Origin of the sequence: Pseudomonas silensiensis, assembly GCF_050434865.1 — a bacterium.
Taxonomy (GTDB): domain Bacteria; phylum Pseudomonadota; class Gammaproteobacteria; order Pseudomonadales; family Pseudomonadaceae; genus Aquipseudomonas; species Aquipseudomonas fluorescens_W.
Window position 1 is genome coordinate 1 of record NZ_JBNDJH010000041.1, and the last position, 23,255, is coordinate 23,255.

Here is a 23,255-nt window from a genome sequence, read left to right on the forward strand (position 1 = left end):
AACTGGATTCGGCCTCATCAATTCAACGATGGGTTGGCACCAGCGCAGGCCGAGGAAAAACTTAACGTCGTGTCCGGGATTAGTTGACCACTACAAAACGCATTCATACCGTATTCAATGTGTTTGTAATCTCGTATGCCTGAGATGTGTTTATTCTTTTGCTCAATGCTGCAATCAACAGCTTCTAGTGCTGAGCGTCGTTCTTGTTGAAGGTGTAGTTCTGCTTCGTTGAGGTAGGTATTACCCATTGTTATTCTCCTTGGGTATAGGTGGCGCGAATGGCGGCCATAAGTTCAGCTTGTTCTTTCTGTGTTGCGCCTGTGAGCATGGATTTAGTAGTACCTGTAATGTTCCCAGCTTCATCCCGCACTACTACGCTCTTCTGAGGCTGAGTGCTAAATCCTTTGTAAGCGTTCTCTACATCCATTATCTGGCGTACTAAAGGATCGTTCTTATAAAGCTCGTCAGCTACTTTCTGTTTGGACGCTTTCCATTGTGCAAGAGCGTCTTTAGATGAAGTGAGCGGATTACCTCTAGGTTGTGGGGTATCCTCGACTAGTTGATAGCCTTGTGCAATTAGCTCTGTTAGTACACCCATAGGGGTATTGCCGGTGCGTCGTGACAGTTCGTTAACTTCAGACATGGTGATAGTTTTCATATTGATTCCTTAGGCTTCGATTACTCGATACTGATATGCGGCATTGGTATTGTCTGCTGATTTCTGGCGCTCAATTAGGCCAACACTCATCAAGTGTTTGATTACGTAGTCAACGCTACGGCGTGATAGTGTAGTTGCACCTGAAAATGCACCTCTAGATATGGTGGTCCAACCTGAATCCTCTTCTCCTCGTTTAATCATGAGATAGATTATCTTGCGGGGTAGTGTGTTTAAGGCTTGATGCTGTACAGCAACAATATCTTCTAGCGTGATGTTCATAGTTGTATGCTCAGTCTGTTACGTTGGTGATGGCGTTTCTTTTCAATCAGACAGGCACAGCTCAACCCCTCATAGACTCAAGGGGTAGGTGTTCAGCCGGTAGAAAATTAACGCCTACTCTATCTATACTTCGATTTGAGGAAAAAGACTACAACGGTTCCCAAAATCATTTTCTAAATGTAACTCTCAGTAGTCATCATCCCATTACTCACTGTCGCTGTAAGCCCCGGTGAAGGGGCTATCATGCTACATGGCTATGTCGGTGGGATTGGCTACTTGTCGTCGCTCCTGTGAGCTTACAGGGAGCTTAGTCAATCAAGTGGAGTACATCCTTAGCGTTCAAGTGAGAGTATCTAGCTACAGACCTTGTGTCTCTGTGTCCTGAGACAATCATAATCTGAGCGTTGTTAAACCCTTTCTTAGCCACGTTGGTAATACGTGTATGTCTTAACTGGTGAAGCCTGACGCTATTGTCTAAGCCTGCTTTGTTCCTTGCTAACCTGACCGCTTGTGAGACGCTATGATGCGTCACAGTAAACAGTCTTCCCTTGTGTGCTCTATCTGCTAATGCAAGACGCTGAGCCTCTTTCAATAACTCTATGGCTCTGATGGTTAGGGGCACAGACCTAGTGCCATTCTTCCCATCAATCACATCCGCAATTCGATCATCCAGGTGAAGACAGTGAGTCGTGAGCTTGAGTATTTCTGAGCGTCTCATAGCCGTTTCATAGGCGAGCTCTACGATGAGAGCCATGGTGGGGGATAGCTTGTTGAGCAATTGTCTAAGCTCGCCAGCACTGATTACCTTGTCGCTAGATTTATCTGGCTTGGGTAGGGCTATGTCACTTACGGGGTTGTGTATGTCGATTAGCAGGCCACGCTTAGCGAACCTGAAGAAACGGGACATGAACGCTAACTGAATACGACAGGTAGCAGGCTTGACCGTCTGTAGACGCTTCAGCTTGAAGTCATTGACTAGCTGAGGGGTGATGTCATGGATTGACTGAGGGAACGCAGCAAAGAGCTGGTCAACGATCTTGATTGCATGGTCATAGCTACCCTTACCTTTGAGCAGGGTTTCACAGTAGGTCATGCCCAAGGTGTAGAGCGTATGGGTTTGGTGTTCCTTGGTGACAGCTTCAAGCTGGTCAGCCCATGCTTGGGCCAGTGCTTGAGTAGGGAAGGTTTTGGATTGGGCAGGTTTCCCTTTCAGACGTACCTGAGCGTTCCAGTTTCCTGACGGTAGGGAGCGGATGTTAGCCATTGTTGACGCCTCATAATGTGAATGGGCGTTCTCTTAGGGCCTTAAGCTTCGTGGCTTAGCGCCTAGCATGGTGGCTCTTGACATGGTGGGGGTCGTTGGTTCGAGTCCAATCGCGCCTACCAAACAAAATCCGCTCTGCTGGGCGGTCTAGAAGGGCTCACCGAAAGGTGGGCCCTTTTTTGTTGTCTGCGATTTGCAAAACTTTTGCAAAACTCCCACCTCGGAACGCCAATTCGGCTTTTACCTTCATGTAAACCATTCGAGGGGGTGGGGAGCTTTGCAGCTGGAATGGCTGACAACAAAAAGCCCGCGCATGGCGGGCTCTCTGTATGGGGTCAAATCCTTTTGTCTGCTCAATCTGCGCTGCGTTCTGTGAGTGCTTCGTGAAAAGCATGTCGAAGGAACGAAAAAACCCGGCATTTGGCCGGGCTCTCTGTAGATGGGGCCAAATCCTTTTGGCTGGCTGCATTGTGCAGGGTGGGTGTGACGAAGGCGTGACAGGGCAGATACCAAAAGCCCGACTCTGGGCCTAACTCGATGACGGATGCCTATATTGATACCGCCAAGGCATCACGCCTCACAACTAGTTGGACCTTCATAAGTTTCGCGCTCCGCAGTCTTCATTAGCGGCTTGCACTCCGCGTCAAGCTTCCCCCTCAGCTTGGCAGCGCTAGCCGAGGTCATCGGCCCTGGCATCTCCTCGCCTATGTCCACCATTTTTTGCGCTTTGGCGTTCTGGACTTCGATGTATCTGACCAATGAATCATTGAGCGGCCTCACGGTCATATCGCTGACCTTTGCATTCAGGACGTTCAAATGAAGCGTGCAGTAATAATGTTCATGGCCATTTCGGGTTCTCTGCTGCTGGGAGGCTGCGGGCCTCACTGGGACGACGGAGAAAGGTACGGTCGAGATCGTGATCGAGGCCATGATTACCGTCGTGGATACGACCGCGGCTATGACGATGATCGCGAGTATGACCGCAGATATGATCGTCGTGACGATGATCAGGGGTATGAACGCAAACACCGCCGCGATCGTGATGACGACGATAGAGACGACTGAATGCGCTGGCCATCGGCTGGCGAGAAACGGCGGTGACAGGCTCTCCTCGAGCCGGTCAATGATCACCCGGTTTGCCGATTAGCTTCAGCGGCACGGCTTGCCAGTGATTCAGGCGTAAGATAGCGGTGCTACCTCATCAAAAGGAGCCGCATATGATCGCCGACCAAGTGAACAAGCAGGTATCTGTGGACAGAGCTGTTTGGGATCAATACTTCTGCGCTGCGTTAATTGCGGAAAGCAATTTGACGGCACCGGTCGTAGGAGGGGCTACTCATGAAGACAGGCAGAACCTGTTGATTGAAAGGGCCAAAGCTCTCGCCGACAAGATGATGGATAACAGAAAATAACCAGAGCCCAGCCATCGCGCTGGGCTCTTCATATCTGGATCTCGGCATGGATGGAGCGCTTGCTGTCCGACCGCCTCTTCAGGCGCAACCTGAAGCAGACAGTGCGGTGCTTCGATTTCAATGATTCGTGTATCACGGTTCATTGAAGAGACCAACGTGCGAATGTGCGGCATAGAGAGTTGATCGATTCATGGGTTCCGTCCTTGCCTGCGAATCGTTGGCACCGGCCGGTCAATCGCGTTCTGGATAACCACAAGCCTGGGTGGTCGCCAGGTACTGTAACGAGGAGATTGCCCCCTCGTTACAAATGTTGCTTGAAGAGCATGAATCACGACTGGCGTGGTTCATCTCAACAGCGTCGGACCTGCGTGGTAGGTCCAACCAACTAAAACCAATCTTACCTGGCGTTCAACTTCTTCAGTTCTTCATAAGTCGCCGACTGTACAAACCAGAAGCCGGAGATGATGCACCACGTCAGGGTGCCGGTAATGAAAACGCCTGCTCCGGACCAGAAGCCCTGAACGAAGATCATGACCACTGCGGCGATCCAGATAACGGCCAGTGCGACGTACAGAACTACGTTGTTTACGCCAATTACGAACTCTTTCACGTCTATTCCCTTTTGAATGTTTATCCTCTGACGCCTTACGCAAGGGCCAGTGGGCGGCATGATAGGGAGATAGCTGGCTCTTCGCCAGTCATGTAGCGGTCTGTTACTCAAATCGGCCAATTAGCAAAATCATCCTTTCAGCACCCGCGCCGAAAAGAACAACTCAAAACACTTCACCCCGTCCTCACTGGTGACGTCATACCGCCCGCGATGCAATTGCATGATCTTTACCACAATCGACGTGCCTGGCAGGCAGATTTGCAGGTTTTGGACTACTACTGACAAGCCCATTTCCTTACCCCTGTCAGGAGCATCCCTATGCTGTTTCACTGGTTTCTTGCGGCGATCCACCTCTTGGCTGTTGCCTTGGGCCTCTGGGCGGTGCTCACCCGAGGGACGGCGTTAAGCCGCCTGGCTGTCGGTACGGCGCAGGTTCGCAGCGTGCTGGTTGCCGATAACGTATGGGGCATCTGTGCGGGTATTTTGCTGGTCACAGGTTTGATGCGGGCCTTCGGTGGGTACGAAAAAGGTACCGACTATTACCTTCATCAGCCGTTGTTCCATCTGAAGATGACGCTGTTCGTGATCATTCTGCTGCTTGAAGTGGCACCCATGATCACCTTGATCAAGTGGCGGATCGCCTTGGGCAGGGGCGCTTCGATTGACCAGGGCCGAGCCAGGCTGTTTGCACGCATCAGCCATATCGAAGCGCTGTTGTTGATGTTGATGGTGATTGCGGCCACCGGCATGGCGCGCGGTGTGACCTTCGGCTAATAACGGCGTGATTCGTCGGGGTTAAAGCGAATGATCTGACAGCCACGGCGTGGCCGAAGCCAGTAGCATCGGCTTCACGTAATGAGGGAGGAAGCGAGTGCTCAGCAAAATGCCGAGCATGAATCTTTAGCCAGCCATTGCGCTGTAACGAACGAGCTGGCTACTGACTGCAACAGAATTCAGGGAGTCTGCGGTTTGTCTGGAGCGGTGAGGCCAGCCTGAATGCGCTGATAGATTTCTTCGCGATGAACCGCAACGTCTTTCGGGGCATTGATGCCAATTCTGACTTGCTGGCCGCTAACGCCCAGAATGGTGATCGTAATGTCATCACCAATATTTATGCTTTCACCGACTTTGCGGGTGAGTATCAGCATGGTCTTCTCCTTGATTGCTTTGTAGGGCACCTGATTCGGACAGTGCAGAGGTCGGTGGTATGTATAGATTAGTGCGAAGTCTCACGGTTTGGGTGCCTCTTTCTGACGCGCAGATGCTGCATTAATTCCCAAGGCGTAACTATACAGAGGCCGCAACCATCATTCTCGTTGTTTTGAGCCCATTTTGCGGCACTCGGGAAGTATTCATGGATGCTAAAATCGCCGCTTTAAGCATTCTGAGGGAAGCGTTGTGCGCAAAATGGTCTTGGTATTCGCGGTACTGGCGCTGGCGGGATGCGGTGAGGGCAAGAGTGTTGAGGCGCAAAAGCCGCAACCGGCAGCTGCGACTACAGCCTCGGTGGTATCCGCACCACAATGGGATCTCGAAGTTCGAGGCGAAACACCTCAGGCGGTCAGCGATTTGAGCGGCTGGCTGATTGAGCACAGTTTCGTTTCCAATATCGTCAAGGAAAATGGAAAGACCCGGATCCTGCTCGGGCCATTCAGTTCGAAAGCCGAGGCCGAGGCCAAACAGACAGAAGTGCGCGCGTCGCTCACCCGGGCGAAGAAACAGAACATCGAATTGCTGGTTGTCGAACATCCCGTGACCCCGTAACGGTCTTTTTCAGGCTGCTTTCGACGGAACGCCTTAAAGGGGATCCACATTGACTCGTTTCTAGACGTAGTCACTGTTGATTCCCAGTAGGCGTTCCGCCCCATGGCCTCCGCCACCCCTTACAAAATATTCGACACAGTCCTGCGGCGCAAAAAGGCGCTGAGTCCTCATTTGATGCGCGTCACTCTGAGTCTGCGCAAATACTTGATCAAGGAATGCGGGATTGCCAAGCAGTCACTCAACCTGATGGGCTACTGGCGTTACAACAAAGTGGGCGGGTAGAAACGAAAAAAGGCCTCGGGTGTTAAACCCGAGGCCTTTGTGTTTTCAGCGAGCGCTTAACCGCAGGCTTTCATGTCGACCGGGCCGACAAATTCGTTGCCGCGTCCCATGACGCACGCCACGCTTTGGTTGCGCTGACGTTCCCAGGTCTCTACCGGATAGGTTTTGTTCCAGGCATCGTAGAGCTGCCGATCCTGTTTCGACAGGCGCAGACCGTACTGCTTGCTCATGTAGAAATACGTTCGGGCGATCATGCCGCGAATGGACGGGCGAGGCATGACCTTCTTTGCCTTGAAGTCGACCTGGGTCAGGCATGAGCCATATTGGCCCGACTGCACCGGCAACCAGCCGAAACTGAAGTTGCTGCGATCGCCATTCACTTCACCAATGCTCGGCACCAGGTTGTGCAGGTCGGCTTCGGCCTTCTGGTAGGTCGGATCGTAACGCGTGCAGTTCTTGCGCCCACCTTCTTGCCAGCACTGACGCTGATGGCCGATCTGCCAGGCCGGAACAATGTGCTCCCACTCGATGCGGGAGGCGCGCTTGGCGTTTTTGCGCGGTACATAACCGCAGGCTGCGAGGTTGACCTTGTTGCCGGTGTATTTGCACCCACAATAGAACTCTGTGGATTGCGGTGCGTAGAGCTTCCAGGCAACTTTCTTCGCTTCGTTGAAAGTGCGTGGGGCGTCAGCCTGGGCGCCGAGGGTGATGAACAAAAACAGCAAAGCAAACCAGCGGACACTCATTGACTCAATCTTCCTTCGGCACAACCCAAAAAATCTGTACGCCGCCATCGTCGCGATAGGCGAGGGTGACGTTGTCGTTCTCGTCGATTTCTTCGAGTAATTGTTCCCACTCATCCACGGGTTCGTCCGGTAGGCGGAAGATCAAGGCTGCTTTGGATTTTTGGGCGGTGGGCGAATTGATGATTTTTTGAACACGCATACCCATGCGTGCATAGGAGTCAGGAGAGGCAGAGGTGTTGGCCACGGAATTATCCTTATTAAGCTGTACGTGCATACAGTATTTAACTGTAAGCATTTTCGCAACTGCTTAAAATTCAAGAAAATCCTCTGACAGCAAATTTTTCCGTTTGGTGTAGGACGAAGGGAAGTTTTTTATCGAAATATCGGAAGGGGTTGTGAGCCACTCGCCTGGGTTGGCGAGTGGTGAAAGCAGTGCCCGACCGGAATCGGTCGGGCGAGGGCGAATCAGTATTCCCAGAACATCCGTTGCAGCTCTTTGCTGTCGTTGGTCTTGGTCAGTGCGACCATGGCCAGGATGCGGGCCTTTTGCGGGTTCAGGTCATGCGCCACAACCCAGTCGTACTTGTCGTCTGGCTGTTCAGCGTTACGCAGCACGAAACCGCCGGCGTTGACGTGGGACGAGCGAATGATTTGCACGCCGTCCTTGCGCAGGGCTTGCAGCGATGGGACTACACGGGACGAGACAGAGCCATTGCCGGTACCGGCGTGAATGATGGCTTTGGCGCCAGACTGAGCCAACGCTTTGTAGGCGGTATCGCTGACATTGCCGTAGGAATAGGCGATTTCTACGTCTGGCAGGCTCTTGATGGTTTTGATGTCAAATTCCGAATCCATGGTGTGACGCTTGGCCGGCAGACGGAACCAGTAGGATTTACCTTCGACCACCATGCCCAGTGGACCCCAGGCACTTTTAAACGCCTCGGTCTTGATGTTGATCATTTTGCTGACGTCGCGACCCGACTGGATTTCATCGTTCATGGTCACCAGTACGCCTTTGCCACGTGCCTCTTTGCTGCTGGCCACTGCCACTGCGTTGTACAGGTTCAGCATGCCATCGGCCGACATCGCGGTGCCTGGGCGCATGGAGCCGACAACGATGATTGGCTTGTCGGTTTTTTCCACCAGGTTCAGGAAGTAGGCAGTTTCTTCCAGGGTGTCGGTGCCGTGGGTGATAACGATGCCGTCGACGTCTTTGCTGTCGGCCAGTTCAGCCACGCGACGACCCAGTTGCAGCAGGTTGTCGTTGGTGATGCTTTCGGACGCGATCTGCATGACCTGTTCGCCACGAACGTTTGCCAGTTGGCTGAGTTCCGGAACCCCGGCGATCAATTGTTCAATGCCGACTTTTGCCGCTTGATAGGTAGCGCTGTTAGCGGCGCTGGCGCCCGCGCCGGCAATGGTGCCGCCGGTGGCCAGGACCACAACGTTCGCCAGTTTCTGTTGGGTTTCGACTTCTTTTGCCTGAAGGGCAGTTGGCAGGAGCAGCAAGAGGGCTAAAGCGCCCGGAACGAAGGTCTTGAAAGCAGATGTCATTATTTTTCTCTCTAGTAGTGACGGTGCTGATGCAGGTTCATCTAGATGCGCCCCAGGCGGATCTGAACGCTTGGGGTGAGTGAGATGAGCAGGATCTGTACCAGTCGTACTTTTAATGAGAAAAACTTTTAACTTGATGATTTGTATCAGTATTTATCTGATGGGTCAGAATGGTTACACAGTCTGTTGTCCGGGTTTCCGAACGCGTTGAGCATTTCTGTTCGGCTCTCCGAAAAGTACTACGACCTCTGTAGACCAAATCCGCTTGCAGAATTGCGAATCACTGCTAAAGAAACCCGCGCTTCGGTCGATGTTCCTTGAAAGGATCTTTCTACTCAGGAGTTCACATGTCGTTATCCATTGGTATCCCAAACGCCGCAGGCATCACCATCGGCGGCAAGTCCGCCGCTACGATTCAAGCGTTGAGCGATCAGACGACCGATGCCGCGAATCAAGCGTTGGGTACGAAGGAAAGCGACAGCAAGCAAGTCAGAACTGGTGCTGTGGGCCTGGATAAAAGTGCGCAGGCGTCGACTGAAGCGGGTGGCGCCGATAATGCCTCGGTGGCGGAAAAGGTTTTGCTCAAGCGTCTGAAAGAGCTTCAAGAGCAGTTGCGTGAACAACAGCAACAATTGGCGGCGGCCCAATCGGCGTCTTACCCGACACCTGAAGCCAAGGCCACCGTGGTGATGGCGATTCAGGGGCAAATGGCCGATACCACTGCCGCCATACTGGAAACGGCCAACAGCCTTTACAAGGAAATGGCCAAAGGCTCCAGCACCGGTTCGGTGGTCAATACGACGGCATGACATGAATGCCGGCATTTGCGGTTTCCCTCTCAAAACGGTTTTTCTGGTCGTTGACAAATGTCGGCAGGGTTCGCATAGTTCGGTCTACGCAAACGTTTGCGCGGTGCTCGCGGTGGTAATCCATCAGTGAGCGCAATGAAGCCTCTGCCAGCGCAAGCGTTGCTCACAATAATCATAAGATCGGAGTGAACCCATGAAGCTGCCATTCGCTGGACGTCTTCTCGCTGTCGCTATGCTGGCTGCCGCATCCGTCGCGTTACCTGTCTCTTCGGCGTTCGCCGAGACTGAAAAACCCAAAGTCGCGCTGGTCATGAAATCCCTGGCCAATGAATTCTTCCTGACCATGGAAGACGGCGCCAAGGCTTATCAGAAAGACCACTCCGGCGATTTCGAGCTGATCTCCAACGGCATCAAAGACGAAACCGACACGGCTGGCCAGACGCGCATCGTCGAGCAAATGATTCTGGCCAAGGTCAATGCGCTAGTCATCGCGCCGGCAGACTCCAAGGCCATGGTTCCAGTGATCAAGAAAGCCATCGATGCCGGTATCACCGTGATCAACATCGACAATCAGCTGGACCCGGCTGTGGTCAAAAGCAAAAACATCACCGTACCGTTCGTAGGCCCGGATAACCGCAAAGGCGCGCGTCTGGTGGGTGAGTACCTGGCCAAGCAACTGAAGGCCGGCGACGAAGTCGGCATCATCGAAGGCGTTTCAACCACGACCAACGCACAGCAAAGAACCGCAGGCTTCAAGGATGCAATGGAAGCGGCGCAGATCAAGGTCGTCTCTTTGCAGTCCGGTGACTGGGAAATCGACAAAGGCAACAAGGTGGCTGCCTCGATCCTCAGCGAATACCCGCAAGTCAAAGCCCTGCTGGCTGGCAACGACAGCATGGCCGTCGGCGCAGTATCCGCGGTGCGTGCAGCGGGCAAAGCCGGCAAGGTGCAAGTGGTCGGATACGACAACATCAACGCCATCAAGCCAATGCTCAAGGATGGTCGCGTTCTGGCCACCGCTGATCAGTTTGCAGCCCGGCAAGCCGTGTTTGGCATCGAGACTGCGCTGAAGATCATCAAGGGTGAGAAAGTCGACAGCGGCGCCAATGGCGTGATCGAAACTCCGGTAGAGCTGGTCACCAAGTAGTCCTTCTGGCGACACAATGGTGCTCGCCCGTCCGGGCGAGCGCATGGAGAGTTTTTATGTCAGTTTCCGCCCCGAACGCTGTCCTCTCGGTCAGCGGTATCGGTAAGACCTACGCCCAACCGGTCCTGACCGGCATCGACCTGACGCTGATGCGCGGTGAAGTGCTGGCGCTGACCGGCGAAAACGGCGCGGGGAAAAGCACGCTGTCGAAGATCATCGGCGGGCTGGTCACACCGACCACCGGCCACATGCAATTCCAGGGGCAGGATTACCGCCCCTCCAGCCGCACCCAGGCCGAAGAGCTCGGCATTCGCATGGTGATGCAAGAACTCAATCTGTTGCCGACCCTGTCGGTGGCGGAAAACCTGTTTCTCGACAACCTGCCCAGCAAGGGCGGCTGGATCAGTCGCAGGCAATTGCGCAAGGCTGCGATCGAAGCCATGGCCCAGGTCGGCCTCGACGCGATTGACCCGGACACGCTGGTGGGCGAATTGGGCATCGGTCACCAGCAAATGGTGGAGATCGCCCGCAACCTGATCGGCGATTGCCACGTGCTGATCCTCGACGAACCGACCGCGATGTTGACGAATCGTGAAGTCGAGATGCTGTTCGAGCAGATCACTCGCCTGCAAGCTCGCGGCGTGTCGATCATCTATATCTCGCACCGTCTCGAAGAACTGGCGCGGGTCGCCCAGCGCATTGCGGTACTGCGCGATGGCAACCTGGTTTGCGTCGAGCCGATGGCCAATTACAACAGCGAGCAATTGGTGACGCTGATGGTCGGTCGTGAACTCGGCGAACACATCGACATGGGCCCGCGCAAGATCGGCGCTCCAGCCTTGACGGTCAAAGGGCTGACCCGTTCCGACAAGGTTCGCGACGTGTCCTTCGAGGTGCGTGCCGGCGAGATCTACGGAATTTCTGGTTTGATCGGGACAGGGCGCACCGAGTTGCTGCGCTTGATCTTCGGTGCTGATACAGCGGACAGCGGCACGGTTGCGCTCGGTTCGCCAGCACAGGTCGTTAGTATCCGCTCACCGGCTGACGCGGTCGGTCATGGCATCGCCTTGATCACCGAAGACCGCAAGGGTGAGGGCTTGCTGCTGACCCAATCGATCAGCGCGAATATTGCCTTGGGCAATATGCCGGTGATTTCCAGCGCAGGCTTCGTCAACAACGGTGACGAGGTGGCCTTGGCCCAGCGTCAGATCGACGCCATGCACATCCGCAGTTCCAGCCCGACGCAATTGGTGTCGGAACTGTCCGGCGGCAACCAGCAGAAAGTCGTGATCGGCCGGTGGCTTGAGCGTGATTGCTCGGTGATGCTGTTCGACGAGCCAACGCGTGGCATCGACGTCGGCGCCAAGTTTGACATTTATGCCTTGCTCGGCGAGCTGACCCGTCAAGGCAAAGCGCTGGTGGTGGTGTCCAGCGACCTGCGTGAACTGATGTTGATCTGTGACCGCATCGGCGTGCTCTCGGCGGGACGTCTGATCGACACCTTTGAGCGTGACAGCTGGACCCAGGATGATTTGCTTGCCGCCGCGTTCGCCGGCTACCAAAAACGTGATGCGTTGCTCAACGAAGCAGCGCCTAGGGATCTCGCATGAATACTGCAGTGACTGCCGGCAAACGCAGTGGCAACTTTTACGGCCTCGGTACCTATCTGGGGCTGGCCGGTGCCTTGCTGGCAATGGTTGCGCTGTTCTCGGTTCTGAGCAGCCATTTCCTGTCCTATGACACCTTCAGCACCCTGGCCAACCAGATTCCGGACTTGATGGTGCTGGCGGTCGGCATGACGTTCGTATTGATCATCGGCGGCATCGACCTGTCGGTGGGTTCGGTGCTCGCGCTCGCGGCGTCAACGGTCAGCGTGGCGATTCTCGGTTGGGGCTGGAGCGTGTTGCCTGCGGCGTTGCTCGGAATGGCGGCGGCCGCACTGGCTGGCACCATCACCGGTTCGATCACCGTGGCGTGGAGGATTCCGTCGTTCATCGTGTCCCTCGGCGTGCTGGAAATGGCCCGCGGTGTGGCCTATCAAATGACCGGATCGCGCACGGCCTACATCGGTGATGCCTTTGCCTGGTTATCCAACCCGATCGCCTTCGGCATCTCGCCGTCGTTCATCATTGCCTTGCTGATCATCTTCATTGCCCAGGCCGTGCTGACGCGAACCGTGTTCGGTCGTTACCTGATCGGCATCGGCACCAACGAAGAGGCGGTGCGTCTGGCAGGGATCAATCCGAAGCCCTACAAGATCCTGGTATTCAGTCTGATGGGGCTGCTGGCCGGTATTGCTGCGCTGTTCCAGATTTCCCGTCTGGAAGCGGCGGATCCGAATGCCGGCTCCGGGCTGGAGTTACAAGTGATCGCCGCGGTCGTGATTGGCGGCACCAGCTTGATGGGGGGGCGCGGTTCGGTCATCAGTACGTTCTTCGGGGTTCTGATCATTTCCGTATTGGCGGCCGGGCTGGCGCAGATCGGCGCAACTGAGCCCACCAAACGCATCATCACCGGCGCGGTGATTGTGGTGGCGGTGGTGCTTGATACTTATCGCAGTCAGCGCGCAAGCCGGCGGACCTGAGTCATGGCAACAATCAAGGATGTGGCAGCGCTCGCGGGGATTTCCTACACCACGGTTTCCCACGTAGTGAACAAGACCCGGCCGGTGAGCGAAGAGGTGCGGGTCAAGGTTGAGGCTGCAATCAAAACCCTCGACTACGTACCTAGCGCCGTGGCCCGGTCCCTCAAGGCCAAAACCACGGCGACCATCGGTTTGCTGGTGCCCAACAGTCTCAACCCGTACTTCGCCGAACTGGCGCGCGGCATCGAGGATTACTGCGAGCGTAATGGCTACTGCGTGATTCTCTGTAACTCCGATGACAACCCGGACAAGCAGCGCAGTTACCTGCGCGTACTGCTGGAAAAGCGCATCGACGGGCTGATCGTCGCTTCGGCTGGCGGTGACGCGGGGTTGGCGGAGGGCCTGGCAGGCGTGCGTACGCCGATGGTGATCGTCGACCGGGGACTGGAAGGTGTGAATGCCGACCTCGTGCGGATCGATCACGAATACGGCGCCTATCTGGCGACCCGTCACCTTCTGGAATTGGGGCACCGGGACATCGCCACCATTGGCGGCCCGGCGAGTACCAGCGTGGCGCAGATGCGTCTGGCCGGTTATTGCCGTGCCCTGAAAGAGGCGGGTGTCGAAGTGTCCCGCGAGCGCATGCTGGAAAGCGACTTTACCAGTACCGGCGGCTACAACGCTGCCTCGATCCTGCTGGAAAAGAACCCGCCGAGCGCGATATTCGCCGGTAACGACATGATTGGCATCGGTGTGCTGCGAGCGGCGGCCGAGCGCAATATTCGTGTACCGACAGAGCTGTCGGTGATCGGCTTCGACGATATTCAGATGAGCCGCTATGTGTACCCGGCGCTGACGACCGTGGGGCAGTCGATCCTGCAACTCGGCGAGATGGCGGCCGAAGTGCTGTTAAGAAGAATCGCCACACCGGATATGGCCACCGATCAACGGATCGTGACGCCCAGTATTGTCCTGCGGGAGTCGACTGCGCCGCTGGCCGGCGTGTTCGCCCAGTTCCGTTGAAATAGAACACCGCTGAATCAAAAGCACCGCTGAAACAGAATCGATGAGTAGTGACGTATGCCAGCAAAAGTAGTGGTAATAGGCAGTCTGAACATGGACCTGGTCACCCGGGCACCACGGCTGCCCCGTGGTGGTGAAACGCTGATCGGCGAGTCGTTTGCCACGGTTTCCGGTGGCAAGGGCGCGAATCAGGCGGTCGCCGCGGCGAGGCTGGGCGCGCAAGTGTCGATGGTCGGTTGTGTGGGCAGCGATGCCTATGGCGAAGAACTGCGCGAGGCGCTGCTGGCTGAGCAGATCGATTGCCAGGCGGTCAGCATCGTCGACGATTCCAGCGGCGTTGCGTTGATCGTGGTCGATGACAACAGCCAGAACGCCATTGTGATCGTTGCCGGTGCCAACGGAGCGCTGACGCCAGCGGTGATTGACCGTTTTGATACAGTCTTACAGGCTGCGGACGTGATCATCTGCCAGCTGGAAGTGCCGGATGCCACAGTCGGTCATGCGCTCAAGCGCGGCCGTGAGTTGGGTAAGACCGTGATCCTCAATCCGGCACCGGCCAGCCGCCCACTGCCGGCGGACTGGTATGCGTCCATCGATTACCTGATTCCCAACGAAAGCGAGGCCTCGGCGCTGAGTGGTTTGCCAGTGGATTCTCTGGCCTCTGCCGAAACCGCTGCATCCCGGTTGATCTCCTTGGGTGCCGGCAAAGTCATCATCACCCTTGGTGCTCAAGGTTCGCTGTTTGCCAACGGCAAAGGCTTCGAGCATTTCCCTGCGCCAAAGGTCAAGGCTGTCGATACCACGGCGGCTGGCGACACCTTCGTCGGTGGTTTTGCCGCCGCACTGGCGGCCGGCAAAAGCGAAGCCGAAGCGATCCGTTTCGGCCAGGTCGCCGCGGCGCTGTCGGTGACCCGCGCTGGCGCGCAACCCTCGATTCCCACCTTGTCCGACGTACAGGCCTTTAAAGCACCATGAAAAAGACACCTTTGCTCAACGTCGCGCTGTCGCGGCTGATCGCATCCCTGGGTCATGGCGACATCGTGGTAATCGGCGATGCAGGTTTGCCAGTGCCACCATGCGTTGAGCTGATCGACCTGGCCCTGACCCACGGTATCCCGGATTTCATCAGCACATTGAAGGTCGTGCTCAGCGAAATGCAGGTCGAGAGCCATGTATTGGCCCAGGAGATCCTGGGCAAAAAGCCTTCGGCATTGGCGACGCTCGATGAGCTGAATGCCGAAGGTGCGCTGGGTCGGCGTGAGCTGCTCAGTCATGACCAATTCAAAGTCCTCAGCCGACAGGCACGGGCGATTGTTCGCACAGGCGAATGTCAGCCGTACTGCAACATCGTGCTGGTGGCAGGGGTTACGTTCTAACTCGTTGTTGTCTTTCTGCTGTCCCACGCACAAGGAGTGCGCTATGCAACGCTATGCTCAGAAACTGCACCATCTGCTCCGGAGTCTGCTGCTTTTGTCCCTGATTACCGCAACAAGCGCCCAGGCGGCGGAAAAGATCGACCTGATCATCGACACCGACCCGGGTGCCGATGACGTGGTTGCCTTGCTGTTTGCTCTGGCGTCGCCGCAAGAGCTGAACATTCGTGCGCTGACCACCGTCGCCGGCAATGTGCGCCTAGACAAGACTTCGCGTAATGCGCGGCTGGCCCGCGAGTGGGCAGGGCGCGAGGAGGTGCCGGTCTACGCAGGCGCTCCGAAGCCGCTGATGCGCATGCCGATCTATGCCGAGAACATCCATGGCAAGGAAGGCCTGTCGGGCGTCACCGTACATGAGCCGAAGAAAGGCCTGGCCCAGGGCAATGCGGTCAACTACCTGATCGACACCTTGAAAGCCGCCAAGCCTCACAGCATCACCATCGCCATGCTCGGTCCACAGACCAATCTGGCCCTGGCGCTGATCCAGGAGCCTGAGATCGTTCAGGGCATCAAGGAGGTGGTGATCATGGGCGGGGCGCACTTCAATGGCGGCAACATCACCCCGGTGGCGGAGTTCAACCTGTTCGCCGACCCGCAGGCTGCGGAAGTGGTATTGAAAAGCGGTGTGAAGCTGACCTACCTGCCGCTGGACGTGACCCACAAGATCCTCACCAGTGAAGCGCGCCTGAAGCAGATCGCAGCGATCAACAACAATGCCAGCAAGCTGGTGGGCGATATTCTCAATGAATACGTCAAAGGCGACATGGAGCACTACGGTATTCCGGGTGGACCGGTGCATGACGCGACGGTCATCGCCTATCTGCTCAAGCCTGAGTTGTTCACCGGTCGTGCGGTCAATGTGGTGGTTGATAGTCGCGAAGGTCCGACGTTCGGCCAAACCATCGTCGACTGGTATGACGGTCTGAAAGCACCGAAGAACGCTTTCTGGGTAGAAAGCGGCGACGCCCAGGGCTTCTTTGACCTGCTGACCGAGCGTCTGGCTCGTCTGAAGTAAGCTTCACACCCGCAGGTGCCAGCCTGCGGGTTTCACTCCCTTTCGTTATATTCAGCGCCCTTGTAGTCGGCCGGGTATTTCTCGAATACCTGCGCGATGAAGGATTGCGCTGCTTCAGTCCCCAGCTCCTTGACCAATAGATCGATACCAATGATTGCCAACTCTTCCGGGCTGCCCGGGCTGTAAGAGCTGTGGCCCTGTGGCCACTTGGCTTTGATGTCGGCGTCGATACTTACGGTGGTCATGATGGCGCTCGTGAAGTCGGGAAAGTCTGAGTGTCGAGTTAACCATTTTGCGCGGCGTTTGGCACTCCGACTTAGGCATGAGAGGAGGGCTATGCGACACTTGGTCTTTGACGAATTTTCAAGGACTGTGCTGTGCAAATCGATTTGAACACTCCTGACGGCTTGACCCTTGAGGTGGTGCGTCAGCTGCTGGCCTCTGCCAGCGACGATGAGCACACTCAATTGCGAGTCACCAAGGGCGGCATCGCCTACATTTCGTCAGGCGTTGTGGGCGGCACTGATATCAGCGGGCTGTTGTTTCGTCTCGAGACGTGGGCCAAGGGGTCCGGTTATGTCGGATTGGTCGCGGCCAGTGACGAGGTCTGGGTCATGCAGATTTTCAATGCACTGAAAGAGAACTGGCCGAATCCGCCGTTCGACTACATTGACGTTTATTGAGCGCTGTTCATATTCAGTCACGATTGAGTGGTAAACGGCAGGGCGATGCTCAGGCAAACTCGCCGCGTGTCCGAATAGAGGGCAGGGTGCTAGTACTCCCTGTGAAACCAAACGCCAGATTGGCGGTCGCACGATCTCAGCTTAACTATTGAAAAAAGGAGGCTTCATGCCTTGGAAGCTCGCGTCATTGGGTACTTTGTTGGCCGTTGCCATGCTGGCCGGTTGCAGCACTACCTCCACCGAGTCGACAACAGATCCTGTCACGACGACTGACACGGGTCATAGCCGTTGTGAGGCAAAGGCTGCCGAATTCACCATTGGCAAAAAGGCTTCGCCTGAACTGCTGGAGCAGGCGCGTACTCGCGCAGGCGCGCAGAATGCACGGTTCCTCTTGCCCACCGACATGGTGACCCTGGAATACCGCTCCGATCGCCTGAACCTGAATACCGATGCCAATCGGGTCGTCACCCGCGTCAACTGCGGCTGATCGCTTCAGGCTTTTGTTTCGCCCATAAAAAACCCCGTCACATGGACGGGGTTTTTTTAGTGCGGCTGAAAATTACTCAGCGCGGACTTGTGCAGCTTGCATACCCTTTTGGCCTTTCTCAGCCACGAAGGAAACGGTTTGGCCTTCTTTCAGGCTTTTGAAACCGTCGCTTTCGATAGCTTTGAAGTGTACGAACAGGTCGTCACCGCCACCTTGAGGAGTGATGAAGCCGAAGCCTTTTTCATCGTTGAACCATTTAACGGTGCCGGTTTGGCGATTAGACATGGTGTATCTCCAAGAAACATATATTTTCAGTAGTGCTGTGCTGCTCAGGCCAACTGGGCACACCGGGGTATCATAGTCGAAATGTTCGCTTTGGGAGCCCCCCGGACGTGCTGTTTGCCCTGCAGTCGCGTTCCGTTTGCTGCTTTGTTTGGCTGCAAGCCCCGTTTTAAAAGGCTTTCAGCCAAAAGTAAAGACAATAAAAAAACCTGTAAAACCTGAATAAATTGTACGAAAAGGCGGTTTTCAGAGGCTTTTTACTGTCATTGCAGGCGCAAAAAGCGCTCCGCCGGGCTTATTTTTTGGCCTTGTTATCGGCTTTGCACGCGCTGATTTGCGTCAGTGCTTTTTGTTTCAGGGCGTCATTGGCGGTGTTGTCCATCAGGGACTGGATGTCTTTGGCAGGGTACGATTTGATTGCATCGGCGCCGCAAGCGCAGTGAGCTTTCGCTGCTGCAGCACCAATCTGCGGAGTGGCCGCTTCTGTGCACTGAGCCATGTATTTCTCGCGTTCGCCCTTAGGCCAATCGGCATGGGCGGCCAATGGCAGCAGCAAAACGAAGGGGGCGACTACTGCGAATAAACGTTTCAGATGCATGCTGGGATGCTCCTTGTGGGTCAATGTCTTGTTATCTGAGGGGTAAAGCAGGGTGCTAGTTCAGCACTCTGGCATAAAATTACTCGTTTTGCCCCAAGACAAAGCCTCGGTGCATCGACGACCGTTCATCTGTGCTAGCATGCCTGGCTCGGGCGTTTGCAGGCTCCGGATGACCTTCAGTCCCGGTAGCGGCAAATGTGCGAATAACCCTGATTTGAATCCCAGTCACTCTGGTTCGGTTTTCCGGTTGGCCGCAAGGCTCCTGCCGCTGTAAGGCAGGCGTTCGTCATTGAATGGCCTGGATCGGATCTTGTACTGGCTCATCCCAACCCACGTGACCTTTGGTAGGGGTCACCACTAGGAGAGGAGGCGCCATGCCAACTATTACTCTTCCCGACGGCAGTCAACGTTCATTCGATCACCCGGTATCCGTAGCCGAGGTCGCCGCATCCATTGGTGCAGGTCTGGCCAAAGCCACCGTGGCCGGCAAGGTCGATGGCAAGCTGGTCGACGCCAGTGACATCATCGGCAGCGACGCTACGCTGCAAATCATTACGCCAAAGGATGAAGAGGGGCTGGAGATCATTCGCCACTCTTGCGCCCACCTGGTTGGCCATGCGGTCAAACAGTTGTACCCGACGGCCAAGATGGTCATCGGTCCGGTCATCGACGAAGGCTTCTATTACGATATCGCCTTCGAGCGTCCTTTTACTCCGGACGACCTGGCCGCCATCGAACAGCGCATGCAGCAGCTGATCGAAAAAGATTATGACGTGATCAAGAAAGTCACTCCGCGCGCCGAAGTGATCGAAGTGTTCAAGGCCCGCGGTGAAGACTACAAGCTGCGTCTGGTCGAGGACATGCCGAACGAACAGGCCATGGGTCTGTACTATCACGAAGAATACGTCGACATGTGCCGCGGTCCGCACGTGCCGAATACGCGCTTCCTGAAATCCTTCAAACTGACCAAGTTGTCCGGCGCCTACTGGCGTGGCGATGCCAAGAACGAGCAATTGCAGCGCGTTTACGGCACGGCGTGGGCAGACAAGAAGCAGCTGGCGGCTTACATCCAGCGCATCGAAGAAGCCGAGAAACGCGATCACCGCAAGATCGGCAAGCGTCTGGGCCTGTTCCACACCCAGGAAGAGTCGCCGGGCATGGTGTTCTGGCACCCGAACGGCTGGACTCTGTACCAGGTGCTCGAGCAATACATGCGCAAGGTTCAGCGCGACAACGGTTACCTGGAGATCAAAACTCCGCAGGTCGTTGACCGCAGCCTGTGGGAGAAATCCGGGCACTGGGCCAACTACGCCGACAACATGTTCACCACGCAGTCGGAAAACCGCGACTACGCCATCAAGCCGATGAACTGCCCTTGCCACGTGCAAGTGTTCAACCAAGGCCTGAAAAGCTACCGTGAGTTGCCGATGCGCCTGGCCGAATTCGGTGCTTGCCACCGTAACGAGCCATCGGGTGCACTGCACGGCATCATGCGCGTGCGTGCGTTCACTCAGGACGACGCCCACATCTTCTGCACTGAAGAGCAGATGCAGGCCGAGTCCGCTGCGTTCATCAAGCTGACCATGGACGTTTATGCCGACTTCGGCTTCAAAGACGTCGAGATGAAGCTGTCCACTCGTCCGGAAAAACGCGTCGGTTCCGACGAGTTGTGGGATCGCGCCGAAGCGGCCCTGGCTGCAGCCCTTGATAGCGCTGGCCTGCCGTACGATCTGCAGCCGGGCGAGGGGGCGTTCTACGGTCCGAAGATCGAGTTCTCGCTGAAAGATTGCCTTGGCCGCGTCTGGCAGTGTGGTACCCTTCAGCTCGATTTTAACCTGCCTGTCCGTCTGGGAGCCGAATACGTCTCTGAAGACAACAGTCGCAAGCACCCGGTGATGTTGCACCGGGCGATCCTTGGCTCCTTCGAACGTTTCGTCGGAATCCTGATCGAGCACTACGAGGGTGCATTCCCCGCGTGGCTGGCTCCGACCCAGGCAGTGATCATGAATATCACTGATAAACAGGCTGAATTCGCTGCTGAGGTTGAAAAAACTCTCAACGAAAGCGGATTTCGTGCCAAGTCTGACTTGAGAAATGAAAAGATCGGCTTTAAAATCCGCGAGCATACTTTGCTCAAGGTTCCTTATCTCTTGGTTATCGGAGATCGGGAAGTCGAGATGCAGACTGTCGCTGTGCGTACTCGTGAAGGTGCTGACCTGGGCTCGATGCCCGTCGCCCAGTTCGCCGAGTTCCTCGCTCAAGCGGTTTCCCGGCGTGGTCGCCCAGATTCGGAGTAATTACTATTAAGCGTGAAATGAGACAAGATAAACGAGCTGCACCGAAGGCCCCGATCAACGAGAATATCTCGGCACGCGAGGTTCGGTTAATTGGGGCTGAAGGTGAACAGCTTGGGATTGTGTCAATTGAAGACGCGCTTCTTAAGGCTGAAGAGGCCAAGCTGGATCTGGTGGAAATTTCCGCCGATGCAGTACCCCCTGTTTGCAAACTGATGGACTACGGCAAATCGATCTTCGAAAAGAAGAAGCAGATTGCCGCGGCCAAGAAAAACCAGAAGCAGATTCAGGTTAAAGAAATCAAGTTTCGTCCAGGGACGGAGGAAGGGGATTACCAGGTAAAACTGCGCAACCTGGTACGTTTCCTGAGTGATGGGGACAGGGCCAAGGTATCCTTGCGATTCCGCGGCCGTGAGATGGCCCACCAGGAGCTGGGGATGGAACTCCTCAAGCGAGTTGAAGGTGACTTGCTCGAGTACGGTTCGGTCGAACAGCATCCTAAGATGGAAGGACGCCAACTGATCATGGTCATCGCCCCGAAAAAGAAGAAGTAATCAATAGGGCACGGCAGGCCTTCTGATTATGTTTATCAACTGAATGCGGAGTATCCGAACATGCCAAAAATGAAAACTAAAAGTGGTGCTGCTAAGCGGTTTCTGAAAACTGCTAACGGTATCAAGCACAAGCACGCTTTCAAGAGCCACATCCTGACTAAAATGTCGACCAAGCGTAAGCGTCAACTGCGCGGTAGCAGCTTGCTGGCACCGTGTGACGTGGCAAAAGTCGAGCGCATGCTGCGCCTTCGTTAATTTAGTCAAGAATAGAGGAAGTAACTCATGGCTCGTGTAAAGCGTGGCGTCATTGCCCGTAAACGTCACAAAAAAATTCTGAAACTTGCTAAAGGCTACTACGGCGCTCGCTCGCGCGTATTCCGTGTTGCCAAGCAAGCGGTAATCAAGGCAGGCCAATACGCCTACCGTGACCGTCGTCAGAAAAAACGTCAGTTCCGCGCTCTGTGGATCGCTCGTATCAACGCTGGTGCACGTATCAACGGTCTGTCCTACAGCCGTTTCATCGCCGGCCTGAAAAAAGCGTCCATCGAGATCGACCGTAAGGTTCTGGCTGATCTGGCAGTGAACGAAAAAGCGGCGTTTGCTGCGATTGTCGAGAAAGCTAAAGCCACCTTGGCTTAAGTACCCCCGACAGTCACCCGGCCTCACCTCTGTGGGGCCAGGTGTTAAACGTCATAAATAGGGGAAGAGCCTTCAAGCTCTTCCCCTATTTTGTATCTGGAGTCTGTACATGGAAAACCTGGATGCGCTCGTCTCTCAAGCTCTAGAGGCTGTGCAAAGCGCTGAAGATATCAATGCCCTGGAGCAAATCCGGGTTCACTACCTTGGCAAAAAGGGCGAATTGACTCAGGTGATGAAGACCCTGGGGAATTTGCCGGCAGAAGAGCGTCCGCAAGTCGGCGCCCTGATCAACGTTGCCAAGGAGCGTGTCACAGAGGTTCTCAATGCGCGCAAGGCACTGTTTGAAGAGGCCGACCTGGCCGCCAAACTGTCCGCCGAGTCCATTGACGTGACCCTGCCTGGCCGTGGCCAGACCTCGGGTGGTCTGCATCCGGTTACTCGCACTCTGGAACGTATCGAGCAGTTCTTCACTCACATCGGCTACGGCATTGCCGAGGGCCCTGAGGTCGAAGACGACTACCACAACTTCGAAGCGCTCAACATCCCAGGCCATCACCCGGCCCGGTCGATGCATGACACCTTCTATTTCAATGCCAACATGTTGCTGCGCACCCATACCTCGCCGGTACAGGTCCGCACCATGGAATCGAAACAGCCGCCGATACGCATCGTCTGCCCAGGCCGTGTGTACCGTAGCGACTCCGATATCACCCACTCCCCGATGTTCCACCAGGTCGAAGGCCTGCTGGTCGACCGCGATATCAACTTCGCCGACCTGAAAGGGACCATCGAAGAGTTTCTGCGCGTGTTCTTCGAAAAAGAACTGGCCGTGCGTTTCCGCCCTTCGTACTTCCCGTTCACCGAGCCATCCGCCGAAGTCGACATGGAATGCGTGATGTGCAGCGGTAAAGGCTGCCGTGTCTGTAAACAGACTGGCTGGCTGGAAGTGATGGGCTGCGGCATGGTTCACCCGAACGTGTTGCGCATGTCCGGGATCGACCCGGAAGAGTTCTCGGGCTTTGCCTTCGGCATGGGTGTCGAGCGTCTGGCCATGCTGCGTTACGGCGTGAACGACTTGCGTCTGTTCTTCGACAACGACTTGCGGTTCCTCGCGCAATTTCGCTAGTCGTAACGAATT

At 55.6% G+C, this 23,255-nt stretch carries 32 protein-coding genes and 1 pseudogene; 20 read left to right on the forward strand and 13 right to left on the reverse strand.

From position 1 onward, the window contains the following. Positions 1-17: 17 nt before the first annotated feature. The 4 genes from QF010_RS33130 to QF010_RS33145 all read right to left on the reverse strand — a co-directional run bounded on the left by QF010_RS33130 (position 18) and on the right by QF010_RS33145 (position 2,201). Positions 18-248, reverse strand: a complete 231-nt coding sequence (locus QF010_RS33130) for a hypothetical protein (protein ID WP_429534774.1) — start codon at positions 246-248, stop codon at positions 18-20. 2 nt (positions 249-250) lie between these two features. Continuing rightward, positions 251-658 carry a hypothetical protein gene (locus QF010_RS33135; RefSeq protein ID WP_429534775.1) on the reverse strand — a complete coding sequence of 136 codons (408 nt, stop codon included), beginning with the start codon at positions 656-658 and terminating at the stop codon, positions 251-253. A 9-nt stretch (positions 659-667) separates the two neighbouring features. Continuing rightward, entirely contained in the window at positions 668-937 is a 270-nt protein-coding gene (locus tag QF010_RS33140) for a hypothetical protein (protein WP_429534776.1), read from the reverse strand. A 307-nt stretch (positions 938-1,244) separates the two neighbouring features. Continuing rightward, positions 1,245-2,201 carry a tyrosine-type recombinase/integrase gene (locus QF010_RS33145; protein ID WP_429534777.1) on the reverse strand — a complete coding sequence of 319 codons (957 nt, stop codon included), beginning with the start codon at positions 2,199-2,201 and terminating at the stop codon, positions 1,245-1,247. Between the two features lie 816 nt (positions 2,202-3,017). Between QF010_RS33145 and QF010_RS33150 the strand changes: the two genes are divergently transcribed. Both QF010_RS33150 and QF010_RS33155 read left to right on the forward strand, forming a co-directional pair. Beyond that, positions 3,018-3,266 carry a hypothetical protein gene (locus QF010_RS33150; protein WP_082459288.1) on the forward strand — a complete coding sequence of 83 codons (249 nt, stop codon included), beginning with the start codon at positions 3,018-3,020 and terminating at the stop codon, positions 3,264-3,266. A gap of 152 nt (positions 3,267-3,418) precedes the next feature. Further along, entirely contained in the window at positions 3,419-3,613 is a 195-nt protein-coding gene (locus QF010_RS33155) for a hypothetical protein (RefSeq protein ID WP_033061822.1), read from the forward strand. Between the two features lie 397 nt (positions 3,614-4,010). Here the strand turns inward: QF010_RS33155 and QF010_RS33160 are convergent, their stop codons facing one another. Both QF010_RS33160 and QF010_RS33165 read right to left on the reverse strand, forming a co-directional pair. Beyond that, complete coding sequence (locus tag QF010_RS33160) at positions 4,011-4,223, reverse strand: hypothetical protein (protein ID WP_033061943.1); 213 nt, start codon at positions 4,221-4,223, stop codon at positions 4,011-4,013. Positions 4,224-4,352: 129 nt separating this feature from the next. Continuing rightward, positions 4,353-4,508, reverse strand: a complete 156-nt coding sequence (locus QF010_RS33165; protein WP_429513200.1) for a hypothetical protein — start codon at positions 4,506-4,508, stop codon at positions 4,353-4,355. Between the two features lie 33 nt (positions 4,509-4,541). On the opposite strand from QF010_RS33165, the gene QF010_RS33170 reads away from it, so the two are divergent. Then, the gene (locus tag QF010_RS33170) at positions 4,542-4,997 is read left to right on the forward strand and encodes a DUF2214 family protein (RefSeq protein WP_033061821.1); all 456 of its coding nucleotides are present in this window, start codon (positions 4,542-4,544) and stop codon (positions 4,995-4,997) included. A 179-nt stretch (positions 4,998-5,176) separates the two neighbouring features. On the opposite strand, the gene csrA is transcribed toward QF010_RS33170, so the two are convergent. Continuing rightward, entirely contained in the window at positions 5,177-5,371 is a 195-nt protein-coding gene (csrA, locus tag QF010_RS33175) for a carbon storage regulator CsrA (protein ID WP_007938114.1), read from the reverse strand. 250 nt (positions 5,372-5,621) lie between these two features. Here csrA and QF010_RS33180 point away from each other — a divergent pair, with 250 nt between their 5' ends. Together QF010_RS33180 and QF010_RS33185 are read left to right on the forward strand one after the other, a co-directional pair. After that, positions 5,622-5,987: an SPOR domain-containing protein gene (locus QF010_RS33180; RefSeq protein ID WP_033061820.1), complete on the forward strand. Its 366-nt coding sequence runs from the start codon at positions 5,622-5,624 to the stop codon at positions 5,985-5,987. Positions 5,988-6,173: 186 nt separating this feature from the next. Next, a pseudogene (locus QF010_RS33185) lies at positions 6,174-6,269 on the forward strand (siderophore-interacting protein); the annotation flags it as partial. A gap of 56 nt (positions 6,270-6,325) precedes the next feature. Here the strand turns inward: QF010_RS33185 and QF010_RS33190 are convergent. From QF010_RS33190 to QF010_RS33200, 3 genes are all read right to left on the reverse strand, one after another. Then, positions 6,326-7,015 (reverse strand): endonuclease, encoded by a 690-nt coding sequence (locus QF010_RS33190; protein WP_429534778.1) that lies wholly within the window; start codon positions 7,013-7,015, stop codon positions 6,326-6,328. Between the two features lie 4 nt (positions 7,016-7,019). After that, entirely contained in the window at positions 7,020-7,310 is a 291-nt protein-coding gene (locus QF010_RS33195) for a DUF1654 domain-containing protein (RefSeq protein ID WP_033061816.1), read from the reverse strand. Between the two features lie 170 nt (positions 7,311-7,480). Next, positions 7,481-8,569 carry an asparaginase gene (locus tag QF010_RS33200; protein ID WP_033061815.1) on the reverse strand — a complete coding sequence of 363 codons (1,089 nt, stop codon included), beginning with the start codon at positions 8,567-8,569 and terminating at the stop codon, positions 7,481-7,483. A 347-nt stretch (positions 8,570-8,916) separates the two neighbouring features. On the opposite strand from QF010_RS33200, the gene QF010_RS33205 reads away from it, so the two are divergent. From QF010_RS33205 to QF010_RS33240, 8 genes are all read left to right on the forward strand, one after another. Next, positions 8,917-9,378, forward strand: coding sequence for a hypothetical protein (locus QF010_RS33205; protein WP_033061814.1), 462 nt, complete (start codon positions 8,917-8,919; stop codon positions 9,376-9,378). A 193-nt stretch (positions 9,379-9,571) separates the two neighbouring features. Beyond that, positions 9,572-10,525 (forward strand): sugar ABC transporter substrate-binding protein, encoded by a 954-nt coding sequence (locus QF010_RS33210; protein WP_033061812.1) that lies wholly within the window; start codon positions 9,572-9,574, stop codon positions 10,523-10,525. A 56-nt stretch (positions 10,526-10,581) separates the two neighbouring features. Further along, positions 10,582-12,135 carry a sugar ABC transporter ATP-binding protein gene (locus tag QF010_RS33215; protein WP_429534779.1) on the forward strand — a complete coding sequence of 518 codons (1,554 nt, stop codon included), beginning with the start codon at positions 10,582-10,584 and terminating at the stop codon, positions 12,133-12,135. Continuing rightward, on the forward strand, positions 12,132-13,109 hold the full coding sequence (locus QF010_RS33220; protein WP_008145645.1) for an ABC transporter permease: 978 nt from the start codon (positions 12,132-12,134) through the stop codon (positions 13,107-13,109). The genes QF010_RS33215 and QF010_RS33220 overlap by 4 nt, the downstream gene beginning before the upstream one ends. A gap of 3 nt (positions 13,110-13,112) precedes the next feature. Continuing rightward, positions 13,113-14,132, forward strand: a complete 1,020-nt coding sequence (locus tag QF010_RS33225) for a LacI family DNA-binding transcriptional regulator (RefSeq protein WP_033061810.1) — start codon at positions 13,113-13,115, stop codon at positions 14,130-14,132. Positions 14,133-14,189: 57 nt separating this feature from the next. Then, a complete protein-coding gene (gene rbsK / locus QF010_RS33230) occupies positions 14,190-15,107 on the forward strand; it encodes a ribokinase (RefSeq protein ID WP_429512701.1) in 918 nt (305 codons plus the stop codon). After that, the gene (rbsD, locus tag QF010_RS33235; protein WP_429534780.1) at positions 15,104-15,508 is read left to right on the forward strand and encodes a D-ribose pyranase; all 405 of its coding nucleotides are present in this window, start codon (positions 15,104-15,106) and stop codon (positions 15,506-15,508) included. The genes rbsK and rbsD overlap by 4 nt, the downstream gene beginning before the upstream one ends. 43 nt (positions 15,509-15,551) lie before the next feature. Beyond that, a complete protein-coding gene (locus QF010_RS33240; protein WP_429534781.1) occupies positions 15,552-16,580 on the forward strand; it encodes a nucleoside hydrolase in 1,029 nt (342 codons plus the stop codon). A 32-nt stretch (positions 16,581-16,612) separates the two neighbouring features. On the opposite strand, the gene QF010_RS33245 is transcribed toward QF010_RS33240, so the two are convergent. Beyond that, complete coding sequence (locus QF010_RS33245; protein ID WP_033061806.1) at positions 16,613-16,825, reverse strand: hypothetical protein; 213 nt, start codon at positions 16,823-16,825, stop codon at positions 16,613-16,615. Between the two features lie 132 nt (positions 16,826-16,957). Between QF010_RS33245 and QF010_RS33250 the strand changes: the two genes are divergently transcribed. Then, positions 16,958-17,263, forward strand: coding sequence for a hypothetical protein (locus QF010_RS33250; protein ID WP_429534782.1), 306 nt, complete (start codon positions 16,958-16,960; stop codon positions 17,261-17,263). A gap of 166 nt (positions 17,264-17,429) precedes the next feature. Beyond that, the gene (locus QF010_RS33255) at positions 17,430-17,750 is read left to right on the forward strand and encodes an I78 family peptidase inhibitor (protein WP_033061805.1); all 321 of its coding nucleotides are present in this window, start codon (positions 17,430-17,432) and stop codon (positions 17,748-17,750) included. Positions 17,751-17,822: 72 nt separating this feature from the next. Here QF010_RS33255 and QF010_RS33260 read toward each other — a convergent pair whose 3' ends face one another. Then, complete coding sequence (locus QF010_RS33260; RefSeq protein WP_007905882.1) at positions 17,823-18,035, reverse strand: cold-shock protein; 213 nt, start codon at positions 18,033-18,035, stop codon at positions 17,823-17,825. Positions 18,036-18,327: 292 nt separating this feature from the next. Then, positions 18,328-18,630, reverse strand: coding sequence for a hypothetical protein (locus tag QF010_RS33265; protein WP_033061804.1), 303 nt, complete (start codon positions 18,628-18,630; stop codon positions 18,328-18,330). A gap of 374 nt (positions 18,631-19,004) precedes the next feature. Here QF010_RS33265 and thrS point away from each other — a divergent pair, with 374 nt between their 5' ends. The 5 genes from thrS to pheS all read left to right on the forward strand — a co-directional run bounded on the left by thrS (position 19,005) and on the right by pheS (position 23,243). Further along, on the forward strand, positions 19,005-20,927 hold the full coding sequence (gene thrS, locus QF010_RS33270; protein WP_033061803.1) for a threonine--tRNA ligase: 1,923 nt from the start codon (positions 19,005-19,007) through the stop codon (positions 20,925-20,927). Beyond that, entirely contained in the window at positions 20,927-21,478 is a 552-nt protein-coding gene (gene infC / locus QF010_RS33275; RefSeq protein WP_169857083.1) for a translation initiation factor IF-3, read from the forward strand. Before thrS ends, infC begins: the two co-directional genes overlap by 1 nt. A gap of 60 nt (positions 21,479-21,538) precedes the next feature. Next, entirely contained in the window at positions 21,539-21,733 is a 195-nt protein-coding gene (gene rpmI, locus QF010_RS33280) for a 50S ribosomal protein L35 (protein ID WP_008145659.1), read from the forward strand. A gap of 27 nt (positions 21,734-21,760) precedes the next feature. Next, entirely contained in the window at positions 21,761-22,117 is a 357-nt protein-coding gene (rplT, locus tag QF010_RS33285) for a 50S ribosomal protein L20 (RefSeq protein ID WP_007905879.1), read from the forward strand. Positions 22,118-22,226: 109 nt separating this feature from the next. Further along, complete coding sequence (gene pheS, locus QF010_RS33290) at positions 22,227-23,243, forward strand: phenylalanine--tRNA ligase subunit alpha (protein WP_007905876.1); 1,017 nt, start codon at positions 22,227-22,229, stop codon at positions 23,241-23,243. Positions 23,244-23,255: the final 12 nt, after the last annotated feature.